Origin of the sequence: Schnuerera sp. xch1, assembly GCF_019931165.1 — a bacterium.
Lineage (GTDB): Bacteria > Bacillota > Clostridia > Tissierellales > Tepidimicrobiaceae > JAIOUP01.
Genome location: NZ_JAIOUP010000011.1, coordinates 45,680 through 61,122, shown reverse-complemented (window position 1 = coordinate 61,122; position 15,443 = coordinate 45,680). Strand labels below are relative to the sequence as shown.

Annotated in this window: 16 protein-coding genes; all 16 read right to left on the bottom strand. The window is 29.5% G+C overall.

Annotated features, from left to right (window positions below; all coding sequences use genetic code 11):
- Positions 1–22 precede the first annotated feature (22 nt).
- The 16 genes from rpmA to K8M07_RS08760 all read right to left on the bottom strand — a co-directional run bounded on the left by rpmA (position 23) and on the right by K8M07_RS08760 (position 15,435).
- Complete coding sequence (rpmA, locus tag K8M07_RS08835) at positions 23–313, bottom strand: 50S ribosomal protein L27 (RefSeq protein ID WP_223377887.1); 291 nt, start codon at positions 311–313, stop codon at positions 23–25.
- A gap of 3 nt (positions 314–316) precedes the next feature.
- Positions 317–664: a ribosomal-processing cysteine protease Prp gene (locus K8M07_RS08830; RefSeq protein WP_223377885.1), complete on the bottom strand. Its 348-nt coding sequence runs from the start codon at positions 662–664 to the stop codon at positions 317–319.
- A 2-nt stretch (positions 665–666) separates the two neighbouring features.
- Positions 667–978 (bottom strand): 50S ribosomal protein L21, encoded by a 312-nt coding sequence (gene rplU / locus K8M07_RS08825; RefSeq protein WP_223377883.1) that lies wholly within the window; start codon positions 976–978, stop codon positions 667–669.
- A 93-nt stretch (positions 979–1,071) separates the two neighbouring features.
- Positions 1,072–2,325 carry an Rne/Rng family ribonuclease gene (locus K8M07_RS08820; RefSeq protein ID WP_223377881.1) on the bottom strand — a complete coding sequence of 418 codons (1,254 nt, stop codon included), beginning with the start codon at positions 2,323–2,325 and terminating at the stop codon, positions 1,072–1,074.
- An 18-nt stretch (positions 2,326–2,343) separates the two neighbouring features.
- On the bottom strand, positions 2,344–3,063 hold the full coding sequence (locus tag K8M07_RS08815) for a TIGR03936 family radical SAM-associated protein (RefSeq protein WP_223377879.1): 720 nt from the start codon (positions 3,061–3,063) through the stop codon (positions 2,344–2,346).
- Positions 3,063–4,904, bottom strand: a complete 1,842-nt coding sequence (locus K8M07_RS08810; RefSeq protein ID WP_223377877.1) for a TIGR03960 family B12-binding radical SAM protein — start codon at positions 4,902–4,904, stop codon at positions 3,063–3,065. Before K8M07_RS08810 ends, K8M07_RS08815 begins: the two co-directional genes overlap by 1 nt.
- 91 nt (positions 4,905–4,995) lie before the next feature.
- Positions 4,996–5,676, bottom strand: a complete 681-nt coding sequence (locus tag K8M07_RS08805) for a murein hydrolase activator EnvC family protein (protein ID WP_223377875.1) — start codon at positions 5,674–5,676, stop codon at positions 4,996–4,998.
- 59 nt (positions 5,677–5,735) lie between these two features.
- Positions 5,736–6,791: an FAD:protein FMN transferase gene (locus tag K8M07_RS08800; protein WP_223377873.1), complete on the bottom strand. Its 1,056-nt coding sequence runs from the start codon at positions 6,789–6,791 to the stop codon at positions 5,736–5,738.
- Positions 6,792–6,862: 71 nt separating this feature from the next.
- Entirely contained in the window at positions 6,863–7,726 is an 864-nt protein-coding gene (locus K8M07_RS08795) for an FMN-binding protein (protein WP_223377871.1), read from the bottom strand.
- A gap of 128 nt (positions 7,727–7,854) precedes the next feature.
- Positions 7,855–8,142: a cell division topological specificity factor MinE gene (gene minE, locus K8M07_RS08790; RefSeq protein WP_223377869.1), complete on the bottom strand. Its 288-nt coding sequence runs from the start codon at positions 8,140–8,142 to the stop codon at positions 7,855–7,857.
- A 13-nt stretch (positions 8,143–8,155) separates the two neighbouring features.
- Positions 8,156–8,950, bottom strand: coding sequence for a septum site-determining protein MinD (gene minD / locus K8M07_RS08785; protein ID WP_317845490.1), 795 nt, complete (start codon positions 8,948–8,950; stop codon positions 8,156–8,158).
- A 25-nt stretch (positions 8,951–8,975) separates the two neighbouring features.
- A complete protein-coding gene (locus K8M07_RS08780) occupies positions 8,976–9,602 on the bottom strand; it encodes a septum site-determining protein MinC (RefSeq protein WP_223377865.1) in 627 nt (208 codons plus the stop codon).
- A gap of 88 nt (positions 9,603–9,690) precedes the next feature.
- Positions 9,691–13,026: a penicillin-binding transpeptidase domain-containing protein gene (locus K8M07_RS08775; RefSeq protein WP_223377863.1), complete on the bottom strand. Its 3,336-nt coding sequence runs from the start codon at positions 13,024–13,026 to the stop codon at positions 9,691–9,693.
- Positions 13,027–13,038: 12 nt separating this feature from the next.
- Positions 13,039–13,539, bottom strand: a complete 501-nt coding sequence (gene mreD, locus K8M07_RS08770; RefSeq protein ID WP_223377862.1) for a rod shape-determining protein MreD — start codon at positions 13,537–13,539, stop codon at positions 13,039–13,041.
- 16 nt (positions 13,540–13,555) lie between these two features.
- On the bottom strand, positions 13,556–14,392 hold the full coding sequence (gene mreC, locus K8M07_RS08765; RefSeq protein WP_223377860.1) for a rod shape-determining protein MreC: 837 nt from the start codon (positions 14,390–14,392) through the stop codon (positions 13,556–13,558).
- Positions 14,393–14,403: 11 nt separating this feature from the next.
- Positions 14,404–15,435, bottom strand: a complete 1,032-nt coding sequence (locus K8M07_RS08760; protein WP_223377858.1) for a rod shape-determining protein — start codon at positions 15,433–15,435, stop codon at positions 14,404–14,406.
- Positions 15,436–15,443 lie beyond the last annotated feature (8 nt).

The window sequence follows — 15,443 nt, the reverse complement described above, 5'->3', positions numbered from 1 at the left end:
CCTTATGGTAAGCTTCAAAAATCTATGCTAATTCTTCATTAGTATACACACTAACTTGCTTTCTATTTCTACCTTTTCTTTCAAATCTAACAAATCCATCTGATTTAGCAAACAAAGTATCATCTCCACCTCTGCCTACATTATTTCCAGCATGAATTTTTGTTCCTCTTTGTCTTACAAGGATATTTCCAGCTACTACAAATTGTCCGTCTCCTCTTTTAACACCTAACCTTTTTGATTCACTATCTCTTCCATTCTTGGAGCTACCTACTCCTTTTTTAGAAGCAAATAATTGTAAATTTAATTTTATCATCTCTTACACCTCCTTGTATTTAAGAGTTACGTATTCTGAATAATTACTAATTATCGATTTTATTCCAACCTCAAAAGTTTTAAGAACTATTTCAACTTTATCCCTAACTTCCATAGATATTTTCTTTGAAATAATTACTTCTAATACTCCGTTTTCATCTTCTATAAAATAACTAACCTGATCTTGTGTTAATTTACAGACTTCGATCAAAGAATTTAATGTAGTTTGTGCAAGCATGGAAACTGCCGCACATACTATATCCTTTCCTATAACATCATAATCTGCATGTCCTGAAACATTATATTTTTGAATATATCCTTTGTTATCTTTAAATATAGTTACTTCTATCATTGTTAATCAACTATATTCTCAATTTTTAATTTTGTATAAGGTTGGCGATGTCCTTGTTTCTTTTTGTAACCTTTTTTAGATTTATACTTGAATACAACAATTTTTTTCGCTTTACCTTGATTTAAAACAGTTGCTTCAACTTTTGCTCCTTCTATATAAGGTTTGCCAACTACTAAATCATCATCTTTGGAAATAAGAAGAACTTTAGATAAGTCTACTTTTTCTCCTTCTTCTAAATTGATTTTTTCAACAGATACAATATCTCCTTCTTGAACTCTATATTGTTTTCCGCCTGTTTCAATTACAGCATACATTATATCATTGCACCTCCTCTAACCATTCTCGCCGATTACAGGTGCCTATGCTTTAAACCTGCATCGAGCGGATACTTACAGACTATTATTTTATCAAATATTTATAGGTTTGTCAATGAAACTTTCCAAAATTTTGCCTTTACCTTTACAATTTGGACACTCTTTTAAAAAATTTGAGCCAAAACTATTTCTGATTTTCTTTCTTGTAAGTTCAACTAATCCTAGCTTTGTGATACCAACTATATTAGCCTTATTCCTATCTAACCGCAAATATTCCTCTAGTTTATTCAATACCAGAGATATATCATTACTATCCTTCATATCTATAAAGTCTATTATAATTATTCCACTAATATCCCTAAGTCTAATTTGTCTAGATATTTCTTCTGCTGCCTCTAAATTAGTTGTTACAACTGTATCTTCTAAATTTTTGCTACCTGTAAATTTACCAGTATTAACATCTATTGCTGTTAAAGCCTCAGTTTCATCAATTACTATATATCCTCCGCTCTTTAAATATACTTTTCTTCCCAACGCTGTTTTAATTCCTTCATTAATATTAGTTCGAAATTTTATATTAAAGTCTTTATCATAGAATAACTTTTTTTCAAGATTTGGATATATTAAATCCTGAAAATTTAATAGACTGTTATATTTCTCCTCGTCATTTACAATTACTTTATCAATTTTTTCATTAAAGGCATCTCTTATAATCTTATGAGATAAAGCCATTTCCTTATAAATCAATTTAGGACAGGGTAAAAAACTTTTTTCCCTTTGTATTTTTCTGAATATCTTTATAAGCCTGTTATATTCATCATTTAATAATTCTTCCTCTATTCCTTTAGATTTAGTTCTAAATATAACTCCTATATCATCTTGCTGCATCCTTTTCCCAATTTCTTTTAAATTTTTTATTTGATCTTCATCTTTTATCTTTCTTGAAATATTTATTTTACTAGAAAAAGGTGTAAGTACTATAAATCTCCCTGGCAAGGTGATATGAGTTGTTACCTTTGATCCTTTATTTTCAGAAGCCTCTTTTAATACTTGTACTATTATATCCTGTCCATTCTTAATTATATCATTAATTCTTATATTCTTATCTTTAAACTTTACTCCTTTGGGCAAAGCATTTTTTATATATAAGTAGGCCTTCTTATCTTCTCCTATATCTATAAAAGCCGCCTCCATGCCTGGTAATACATTTACAACTCGTCCCCTGTAAATATTACCAGCCAATTTTCTATAATCTTGATAATCAATATAAAATTCAACTAGTTTATTGTCCTCTACAATTCCTACTTTTTCAATACCATTCCTTGAATCTATAAAAATATAATTCATATAATCTCTCCCATATCATTACATTGGTTTTTTAATTTCCCCTTTTTCCTCACTAAACATATTCAATCTCTTTATATCTGCTGAATCCATATCTATATCTACATCAATATACTTATCCATACCTTCTAAAAAGTCCGTAGGCTTTAAATTACCATTATCCCCTGCTCTTAACAGACAATTAATTGTCACCAAATATTCAGAATCAGATAATTTAACTTTTTCTTCACTAGAAATTGTTACATTTCCGATAAGATGCTTGATATCTTTATCCTTTTCAATGATTTTTTTTCTTTTACGTTTAATTTTCTTTATTATAATCTGATCCTTGTCTAGCCATTCTTTAATTAATGATTCCAATAATTTTACATCTTTTATTTTTCCTATCCTAACTTTTATCTGATAATACCCCCATCTTATTTGAGAAGAAATAGATTTTTTGTTATCTAAATATTTAACATCCAAGATCCTAATATCTTCTGGCAATTCCTTGTTCATTATCTTTATAAACTCTTCTTCAGGGATTTTTTTATTAAGATCTATGTCCATATATTCTTCAATACTTTCTATTCCTAAGGCTAAAGGATTTGCTATAGATAGCTTAGGCTGTGCATTAAATCCTTGAGAATACTTTATCGGCATCTGCCCTCTTCTGAATGCTCTTTTAAACAACCTCATCAAGTCTAAATGAGATATATATTTTAAATAGTTTTCTTTAGTAAATTTTACCCTCAAATTCATTAGCAAACACCACCTGTAAAGCTTTTATTGATACCACAATTATTACATCCTAATCTACAATCTCTAGTCAATTCTTCTTCTGTTGCTTTTTTAAATTCTTCTATCAGATATTCTTTATTTATTCCTATATCTATAAAATCCCAAGGAAGAACTTCATCTAATTCTCTGTTTCTCAGTGCATAAAAATCTCCATCTATTCCTTCTTCTTTAAATGCCCTCATCCACTTATCAAAATCAAATGTTTCTGACCATCCATCAAATTTACAGCCAATTTCCCAAGCCTTAATTAAAACTTTAGATAATCTTCTGTCACCTCTTGCTAAGATTGCTTCTAAGTAACTGAGCTTTGAATCATGATAATTAAAGGTTACTTTTTTATCCCTGATATTATTTTTAAGCAAATAAATCTTTTCATTAAATTCATTCATGGAGTTTTGTCCTATCCATTGAAAAGGAGTAAAAGGTTTGGGAATAAAGCAAGAAGCACTAAGTGTAACCTTTAGATTTCCTTTTCTCTTTTCTTTAGGCATACTGAAAAATATATCCTTTACCTTATATCCTAAATCTCTAATTCCTAATATGTCTTCTTCAGTTTCTGTTGGAAGTCCAATCATGAAATATAATTTTATAGTTGACCACCCTTCACTAAAAGCATAGGATACTGCAGTAGTTAAATCTTCTTCAGTCACTCCTTTATTTATTATATCTCTTAGTCTTTGGGTTCCAGCCTCTGGAGCAAAGGTTAATCCTGTTTTTCTTACTTTTTCAATCTCTTTAAGAACATCTAAGCTAAAAGAATCCAATCTAAGTGAAGGTAAAGATACGCCTACCTGTTCTTTTTCATATTTACTTATTAATTGCAAAACAAGTGATTGAAGCTCTGAATAGTCACAAGAACTTAATGAAGTTAAAGATATATCGTCATATCCTGTATTTTTAATAAGTTCATCTGCCATATTTAATAATGTATTTACACTTTTTTCTCTAACTGGCCTGTAGATCATTCCTGCTTGGCAAAACCTACAACCTCTAGTACAACCTCTAAATATTTCTAATGGAATTCTATCATGTACTGTTTCAATATATGGTACTACTAGTCTATCTGGGTAATAAGATTTATCTAAATTTATTACCATCCTTTTCTTTATAACTTTAGATGCTTCTTCTACAATAGGATTCATCTTATCAATAGTATCATCTTCTTTGTAATCTATCCTATAGAATTGGGGTACATAAACTCCTTCTATTTTACTTACTTCTTTTAAAAAGTTTAGCCTACTTGAATTACTTTCTGTAAACTTCCTATATTTATTCATTATCTCTAATATAACTTCTTCCCCATCACCAATTACAAAAAAATCAATTATATCTGCAATAGGCTCAGGATTATATGCGCAAGGACCACCTGCTATTACAAAAGGGTCCGTTTCCTTTCTATTTTTTGATAAGATCTGCACATCTCCCAAGTATAGCATATTTATTATATTGGTATAACTCATCTCATATTGTAACGTAAAGCCAATGAAATCAAAATATTTTATTGGTTCCTTGTTTTCTAAGGTAAATAGAGGTAATTCTTCTTCTATCATTTGTTCTTCCATATCAATCCAAGGAGCAAATACTCTTTCACAAGCAATATCTTCTTCGTTATTCAAAAGATTATATAATATATGAAGTCCTAAATGAGACATACCTACTTCATAAATATCTGGAAAAGCAAAAGCAAATTTTATTTTTACCTTATCTAAATCCTTTTTTATTGAATTTTTTTCCATTCCAATATATCTAGCTGGTTTTTCTACTCTTTTTAGTGCCCTATCAAATTTATCAATATCTATCATTTATATCACCTCGTCATTTGTACTACAAGTATTATATTAACATCTTTTTACTGCTTTTAATAGTAAAAGATTAAAACTGTCTAAGACAGTTTTAATCTTTTACCGCTAAATCTATATATTCTAATGGATTTACTGGAGAATTATTTATCCAAACCTCAAAATGTAAATATTTATTTCCATCCTTATTAGTTCCAAGATTTCCTACTTTAATATCCTTTTCTATCTGTTTTCCTTCATCTACATAAACCGTTATCAAGTATCCATAAACGGTTACAAAATCTTCATGTTCTATTGTAACGAAATAACCTTTAGAGCCTCTATCCTCGATTTTTTTGACAACACCTTTTGCTATAGATACTGGCTCCTTATCTGTATTTAAAATTATATCTACTCCATTATTAAAATCAGTTCTTCCATCTAAGTATTTTACTTCTCCAAATGGTTTATAAACAGTTCCTTCAGTTGGTGGTGGATATTTAGACATATTAGTCACATTAAATACTGTTAAAGCCTTTTCCGGCAATGTAAGCATTCTTTTCCCATAATCCAATACAACTTTTCCATCTTCTTTTAAACTAAATTTATAGTTGATACTATTATCAATTATTTGTATTATATTATCTGAAATATTATTATTTAATATCTTCAAAAAAAGAAGCAAAACTAATATAATCAAAACACATATTACACTTTTCAATTGCCTTCTCAGATTAAATCTTCTTTTCAAAAAAACTGTTATTCCATTAAATTTGTTATTTATTCTCCTATTCATAAATTCACCCACCTTAACCTACTATTATCATATTTAATAAAGGTGGGTTTTATTACCTATTAATTTGTATTATTTATTAATTTATATTCTTTATTGGTTAAATCAAATATATTCATAAGCTCTTCTGAAATAAAAACCTTATGGTTTTTTGTTATAAATATTGCATCTATTTCCTGTAATTGATTTATGAGTTTTGTTCCTTCTTCAATACCTAATACGAATAATGCAGTTGATAGAGCATCTCCATCTATTGAGTTTTCAGATATTATACTTACACCTGCAACTTTGCTATCTGCTGGGTATCCAGTTTTAGAATCTATAATGTGATGATATTTCTTCCCCTGGTACATAAAGTATCTTTCATAATCTCCTGAAGTAACTACAGATTTATTTTTAACCTTTAATACTCCTAAATAATCTGATATCGCTTCAACCGGTTCTTGAATTCCTATATTCCAGGAATCTCCGTTCTCTTTTTCTCCTAATACATAGATATTACCTCCCAGATCGATAATAGCAGATGTTACTTCATTTTCTTTAAATATTCTTTTGATCTCATCTGCTGCGTATCCTTTAACTATCCCACCAAGGTCTAATTTCATACCTTTTCTTTTTAAAAATACATAATTATCATCCATCAATTCCAAATCATTATAATTTACTAATGCTAAGTTTTCATTAATTTGCTCTTCAGTTGGTATAGAATCTCTTTCCTTCTGAGTAGTACCAGTTACATTCCAAAGATCAACTAATGGTCCTATGGTTGGTTCATATGCACCATCTGTCTTAACGGCAAAGTCTTTCGCTTGCTCAATTACATAATATACATCATCATGAATCTGTACAGGTCTAATCCCGGCATTTTTATTTATTAAACTAATATCACTATCCTTTATTGTTCTACTCATTCTACTTTCAATTTCTTTTAATCTATTGATGGCTTTATCTAATATTTCTTCATCCTGCTTATCATATATTTTTAATGTTATAACTGTATCCATCAAAAATTCTGTTCTAGTTATTATTTGTTGATTATTGTTATGTTTACAACCAACAATAGTAACTATAATCAAAACGCAAAGCATTCCACAAGTTATAAATTTCTTTAATTTCATAATTAATTCCCTTTCTGTAGATGTTTAGAAAGACCCTAACATTATGTTAGGGTCTATTTTTTGACTATAATCTATAATTTTGCATCTTCCAATGCTTTATCTACTAATTCAACTATTGTAGATCTTGTATTTGTTGCGCCTGTAATACTATCAACATCAAGATTCTCAGTACCATTATTATCAATTAATGATTTTTGCATTTGATTTATAACCTCAAATGAATCCATGTATGCATAATTTTCAGGCGACTTCTCTTCTCCAGCACTAACTTGAACTGTTTCCGTTACAGGTTTTCCTTCGTCATCCATAACTTCTTTACCATCTTCATCAAATACTACTCTACTACTCTCCATATCTTCAATAGCAGTCTCACAATAATCTAATCCTACAATTTGGCCATCTTTTACAACTACTTTCACTTCTCCAAGCCAACCATGACTATCTTCTTCAGCCTCTGCTGTATATACTCCATCTTCGTATACAGGTTCATAAATATCACCTTCTGAAGCCTTAGCATATAATTTATTAACTATCCTCTGAAAGTTTTCCTTAGTAGAAGTAGCTCCTGATATAGCATCAAAGTCTACTTCATTTAGATCCTTTGTTTCATTAAATTGTTCATTTAGATTTTTTATTACTTCTAAACCTTCTGGGTAGTTATAATTATTTTCATCTTTTTCGTCACCAGAATCTGCTAATATTTCCACATATTCAAATGTAGAAACTTCACCACCTACAACTTCCATTTTAGCCATTCCATAATTGCCATGATCACTTACAGGGTCTTTTACTAAATAAGTACCATCTTGTAATTCGTCTGTAGTTACTTCGCCAGAACTATCATTTGTAGTTTCAGAATCTTGATTCCCACAGCCAGCAAGTAATGAAACAACTAATACTACAGCTAAGACCATATAAATTAATCTTTTTCTCATTGGTATCCCTCCAATCAATTTTATTTTTTGTTAATTACTAATCAAACTCTAATTTAGATTATAACAAATTTGGATATCCAATACAATGATTACCTACTAGGTCTTTAGAAATATATTTTAAATATATTTTAAGTATATTTCTCGTCATCTTTTATCTTAACTATAGGTATATTAGCCACTAGCGCAGACATTGGACTGTCGTCTGAATCTCTCTTCATTCTTGTTAATTTAATATCTAATCCTTCCTGATCTATTTCTGCATATTCATTAACAATCCTTATTATATCTCCTTTTATCATTTCTAAAAATTTTGGTGATAAATCAGATCTATCATGAACTAAAACTAATTTCAATCTTTCCTTAGCTACATTCTTACTTTTATTTTTATTTTTCCCAAAAATTTTGAATAAATCCAAGGTTATTCCCCCCTTACTTGCTAAATAATAATTTAATAATCTTACTCAATTTACCTTCGTTTGTTTCTAAATTAAGTAGTTCTACTTCCTCTCCAGTAATCCGACTACAAATATTTTTATAGGCTTTCGCAGCCAAAGGTTTATCTTGAAATACTACTGGTTCTCCTTTATTAGTTGAAATTACTATAGATTCATCATCTGGAATAATTCCTATTAAATCAACTGCTAATATACCAACTATATCATCTACATTCATCATATCTCCTTTTTTTACCATATCATATCTAATCCTGTTAATGATTAGTTTTGGATTTTTAATTCCTTGTGATTCCAATAATCCAATTACTCTATCAGCATCTCTTACGGCAGAAATTTCAGGAGTCGTAACAATATAAGCTTCTTCTACTCCTGCTATAGAATTTTTAAATCCTTGTTCAATTCCTGCAGGCGAATCTATTACAATATAATCAAATTCTTCCTTTAGCTTATTAACAAGTTCTATCATCTGCTCGGGTGATACAGCTGTTTTATCTCTAGTCTGTGCTGCTGGCAATAAATATAATCCCTCAAATCGCTTGTCTCTTATGAGCCCTTGTTTTAATCTGCAATTTCCCTCTACAACATCTACAATATCATATACTATTCTATTTTCTAATCCTAAAACTACATCAAGATTTCTTAATCCTATATCTGTATCAACCACTGCAACTTTATTTCCTAGCATAGCTAGCCCTGTTCCTATATTTGCAGTTGTAGTAGTTTTACCGACTCCACCTTTTCCTGATGTTATTACAATTGCTTTTCCAATTCCCATATATTTTTCCTCCTATCCATTATTTTCTCGGTAAATATGGTTCTATAATTACTTCACCTTCATGGATCCTTGCAACCTCTGGTAACCCAGAGGTTGCAATATTGCCATCTGGTTTCCTGCTAATAATATCTGCAATTCTAAGCTGTGTTGGCTGTAAATCATAAGCAGCCACTATTGCTCTATAATTTCCACTTATACCAGCATGAGCAACTCCTTTTATACTTCCTAGTATTATTATATTTTCATTTGCTTTAATAAGAGCACCAGGATTTACATCTCCTATTATAATGACATTTCCATTATATTCAATTGTTTGTCCAGATCTTATTGTCGAATTTATAAATTTTGTCATTCCTTCATATATACCTGTAAAGGTATTTGATTTGTTCAAATATGAAGGCAATTCTTCTTCTGATATATTAAGATTATACTTGCGTTTCATAATCCTGAATAATTCATTAGTTTCTTCTTCAGATATGCTTTCTCCTTTTATACCTAATATATTTGCTCCTCGAAAAAAATTTATTGATTCCCTTAACTTTTTTTCAAGCTCAATCTTTACGAGTTCAAAATCGCCTTTTTTGATAAATATATAAATTCCTTCATTGATACCTTTAAAGTTGACTAGTGCTTCTTTCACTGGCATTACCTCCGTAATTACATATGAATATATATTCTGCAAACATCTTTAAAACCCTTTTCAATCTTAGGAAATAAATTAAAAGACCTAAAAATTATCTTGTCAATTCATTTTCAAAGGGTAATATTTCCTTATCATTATCATTATTCAATCCAAAATATTCAGCAATAATCTCTCTAGCTATAGGTCCAGCATATCCACCACTTCCACCTTGAAATAATACTATAGAAATTGCTATTTCGGGATCTTCATATGGTGCAAAAGCCACAAACCAAGCATAGGAATCATATGTGTCCCCTGTTACTGGATTGATACCGGATTTTTCAGCAGTCCCAGTCTTAGCTGCTACAGATATAGGAAAATCCTTAAATAGCCCCTTAGCACTACCTTCAGTGACCACCTCTCTCATACCTAATTTTAAATGTTCTAAACTTTCATAGTTACTTAATTTCATTTTTTCAGGATTAGCTTCTCTTTTATACAAATTCTTAGTATTATCATAATTTTTTATATTATCTACAAGAGTAAGCTTATTCCTATACCCTCCATTTGCAATAGTAGCTATATAATTAGCCATCTGAACTGGAGTATATGCATTTTGTCCTTGTCCAATAGTAGCATTCAAAGTGTCAGTAATATTCCAACCAGCAAAGTTTAAATAGGTGTATTTAATCTTATCTGCTAATCCTTCTTTTTCACCTTCAAGACGCTTTTCTGGTTCTATACCCATTTCATCTAATCGTTGTATTACTTCATTTCTAGAGAGTGGTTCTTCTTCTATCCAACCAACTATTGTTTCTACTTTATCTTTAATCTCTTTATCGGAAAATTCTTCTCCTTTTTTAATATAAGACTGAATATTACTATTTAAATAATTTCTCAACATACTCTTTGTAATCATAACTTTACTCTGTGGATTTGGCACTCCTCCAGATGCTTCGTTAGGAATGTCTATCTCTATACCTGTTTTATCATTTAATCCTAACTCCTTAGCCATATTTGCTATATCTTCAATGTCAACCCTTGTTCCTACTGGTTTTCCTGTTTTCTGATTTTTACCTAATGCAAGAGAATAAAAATAATAATTACAAGAATCTCTTAAAGCATCATATAAATTGGTATAACCGTGTGTCGTTCTATTAGAGTTCCATATCCAACAACCAAATCTAGCGCTTCCTATGTTAATATAACCCATATCCCTTATAGCTTGATTAGGATCTAATCCTTTTTCTAAAGCTGCAAGAGCAGTAACCATCTTGAAAGTGGAACCTGGTTGAATTGCTGTTTGTATAGCAATATTATACAATGGTCTAGGTGCTAATAAGTCTGCATCATCTTCAGGGAATAAACTTTCCCAATCTGAATTGGATATTCCTGTTGAAAAAAGATTAGGATCATAAGCTGGATAGTTTGTTAGAGCTAATACTTCTCCAGTTTTTACTGATGTAACTACTACAGCACCTGAAGTTGCATTTATATATGGCCTTCCTTTTGAACTGCTAATGCCAAATTTATAATCTCCCCATTTACTTTTAAAAGTTCCTCCTTGTTGAATTTCCTCTAAAGCATGTTTTAATGAATCTTGTGCTGTTTTTTGGAGATTTGAATCTATTGTTAAATAGATATTATTTCCCGGTATAGCTTTTTCCTCATCTAATACACTGGTTCTATTTCCTAAAACATCTACTTCCACTTTTCTTACTCCATTTTTGCCTCTAAGTTCTGACTCAAATTTTTCTTCAATACCAGTCTTACCAATTATATCATTTGGAGAATATTTGTTTCTCTTAACATACTTCTCAATTTCACTAGTTTGCGAAATTTTCCCTAGATATCCAAGTACATGAGCTGCAGTTTCATTTTCAGGATAATATCTTACTGGTTCTATTGATACTTGCACCCCTGACATTCTCATAAATCCTTCTTCAATTTTAGCCACGGTAGCATCTTTTATTCCATAAGCAATATTAATAGGTTGATAAGCTCTATGACCTTGCTTTTCTAATTGATCATGTAAAGACATCATTATCCTTGTTTCATATCTACCTAAATTTTTATTTATATCATAATATTTAATTAAATAGTCAAATACCTCTTTAGCACTACTATTCTTATTATCAATATTAAGTTTTTTAAACCATGTATCCTTTTCTACTAACGATGTATACTGCCATTTTGTAATGGATATTTGTGGATTAAATCCTTTTTGCAACACTATCTCTTGAGCTATTCCTTTAATCTTTTCATCCGTAATAAAATCCTTTAATAAATTATTTTCTACTGCGAAACTAATCAAAGTATCTATGGGTGCTCTATTATCTGTTTTCTTACTATCCTTATGTGTATATAAAATAGTATTTTGTTCTTCATCAATATCAATCTTTACAGGACATTCTAATCCTTTTTCCTCTATTTTATTTAACAAAACTTGTCCAGGTATTAGCTTATCAATATTTCCTTCTTCATCTTCAACTTCAGCTATCTTAACTAATAAATCAACTAGTGAAGTTTCCTTAACAATTTCCACAAAATCATCTATGGCTTTTGTTTCATAAGTTATATTATTGAATGATTTCATAAGAGATCTTTTTGTTTCTAAATATTCTTCATCATAAGTAAGGGAATATTTCTTTATTTCTAAATTATTATCTAGTTTTTTTTCATTCAATATATTATACACTAATTGTCTTGAAATAGGATGTTCTAATATCTTCCTTATTATATTTTCATTGTCATTAATCATTGAAATTATAGCTTCTTTAGGCGAAGCATTTTGATGTATTTGATGGTTTTCCTTCCATTGTTCAATGTCTTTTTCTTCATCGTATTTGACAATCAATTCTCCTTCCTTTATGTCTACTATAATAGGAATTTCAATATCCTTTTCTTCAAGAGCATTTATTGCTTTTCTAATAGTTGCAAAACTATAGTGTTCTTCATAGTCGGGATTTATGTAATAAGTATCTAATATCTGTGAAAGTAAATTATTAGATATTATTATATCTATTACCGTATCCATTGGAGAATCACTTTCTAGATTATATGTTTTGTCATTTTTATATTGAAAAACATTAAATTCTATTGGAAAATCATCAACATAATTAACTCCATCTTCTTCTAATAATCTAGTAAGCCATAATAGAATCTCGTTCTTTTTTTCTGTACTCAAAGTATTTAACTCATCTTTTAAAATTTGTACAGTAAAGCTAGGCTTATTACCTGCTAACAATCTACCATATCTATCTCTAATTTCACCTCTTGGTGCAGTAATATATATTTCTTTCAATCTCTTATTATCAGAAATATCCCTATAATAATCTCCTTCTATTATAGTTAAGATAGCTAATCCAAAAATAAGAATTATCATTATAATACTTAATATGATTATTAAAATATTAAATCTATTCTTTAATTTCTCCAATAATTTCAAATTAGCACACTCCTATTTCTTTCCAAATGTTATCGAAGGCATGACAAATATCTTTGAAAATAATTTAAATAAAAATATAGATAATAAACTATTATAAATCATTTCAATAATTACTATTTGTTTGAAAAAGATAGAAAATGAAATATCATAGTTTAAGAAAAACATAAATAGGAAATAAAAAAAGTGATATCCTATAGTAGTTATTATAGACATAATAACTGGTAATAGAATATTTTCTTTAGATAATTTATCTTCAGCCATTCCCATTAAATAACCTATAAAAAAGTATATAAACGCATTAACTCCAATAACAGAGCTAAATACAATATCTTGTAATAAGCCAATTAATAAACCTGTAGTGCTACCCACTTTTTTCCCTTTTAATAATGCAATTGCTACTATAATAATTAGACTTGTATTTGGTACAACTCCAAATATACTAAAATAGGATATTACTGTAGATTGCAATATAAAGTTAATAATTATAATTAAAGATATAATAAATACAGTCAATTTAATCCCTCAATCGTTAATCTGTTATAACAAAGACCTTAAAAATTTTCTTAAAATCTACTGCTGGTTCAACTTTAATCTTTTTCATTAAATCTTCTTCTTCTTTTATTACATCTGTAATTTCACCTATATACATATCCTTCGTATATATTCCACCTAATCCAGAACTGATAAGCTTGTCTCCCTTCATTACATCAGCTTTAGAATCAAATAAATATCCACTAACTTCACCATTTATACTACCTGATAATATTCCTCCATCTTGTGTTCTAATTACTCTAAAAGAAATATTATTATTTTCGTCTATAATAGAATTTACCTTTGCCCAGTTATTCCCAACATCTATAACTCTTCCAATTATTCCTTCTTGAACTACATCTTCTTCAATCTCAATTGCTTGAATAACTGTATCTCCTTTTGCTATTCCATCTTTAGAACCCTTATCTATAGTAAACCTATCAAACCAATTTCCTGGTTCTTTACCAGTAATTTCAGCAGATATCAAATTATAAGTTGTATTTTCAATTAATTTTTTTTCATTGATTAGGTATTCAGATTTTCCAATTAAATCTTCATAGTTCCTATTTTCTTCTTCTAGTTTTAAAACCTTTGATTTTAATTCTTTATTTTCTTCTCTTAAATTACCGATATCCTTTATAGAAGTGAAAAAATTAGATATACCATTACTCACATTAAAAAAAAATTTTTGTGTTGGTGAAAAAATATTCCCTATAATCTTTTCTATGCTTGTTAAGCTAACTCTCTCACTACTGGTATTCCCTATAATAATAATTAGAATGATAGCAATCGATACTACTATCATTCTATTTTTATATTTTTTGATAAAGAACATACTATCACCACTTAACCTATTCTTTTACTACTTGATGAGGTTCTTTTCAATACTTCAATACTATTTAAAGCTTTTCCAGTACCTATTGCTACACAATCTAATGGATTCTCTGCTATATGCACGGGCATGCCTGTTTCATTTATTATTAATTTATCTAATCCATCAAGTAAAGCCCCTCCACCTGTTAACATTATACCAAATTGCATTATGTCAGCTGCCAACTCTGGTGGAGTTTTTTCTAAAGTTGATTTAATCGCATCTAATATATTATAAATTTCATCCTTCATAGCTTCATAAATCTCTCTGGATGTTATTTCTATAGCCTTAGGCAATCCACTAATTAAATCTCTACCTGTTATTTTTAATTTTTTTTCCTTATTGCTAACATTGGCAGACCCGATACTAATCTTAATTTCTTCGGCAGTTCTCTCTCCAATCATTAAATTATATTCCTTTTTAATATAATTTACAATAGATTCATCTAGCTCGTCCCCACCAATTCTAATAGATTTGCTTGTTACAATGCCACCTAGAGAAATAACTGCTACTTCTGTTGTTCCTCCACCAATATCTACTACCAGACTACCAGTTGGATCTTGAACTGGTAATCCTGCACCAATTGCTGCAGCCATTGGTTCTTCAATTAAATATGCTTCTCTAGCTCCTGCATGAATAGTTGCCTCTTCTACTGCTCTTTTTTCAACTTCGGTGACTCCACTAGGTACACATACTACAACTGTAGGCTGTAATAATGAACGCCTTTGAATAGCGCGTTTAATAAAATATTTTAACATATTTTGTGTTATATCAAAATCAGCGATAACTCCATCTTTTAAAGGTCTAATTGCCACAATATTGCCAGGAGTTCTCCCAATCATTTTTTTTGCTTCTTCGCCAACTGCTAATACCTGTTTTGTATCAGTTTGAATAGCCACTACTGATGGCTCTCTTATTACAATATCTTTTCCTTTAATATACACCAACGTATTTGCTGTTCCTAAATCTATACCCATATTTTTTGAAAATGTACTAAATACTCCCATATTGATTA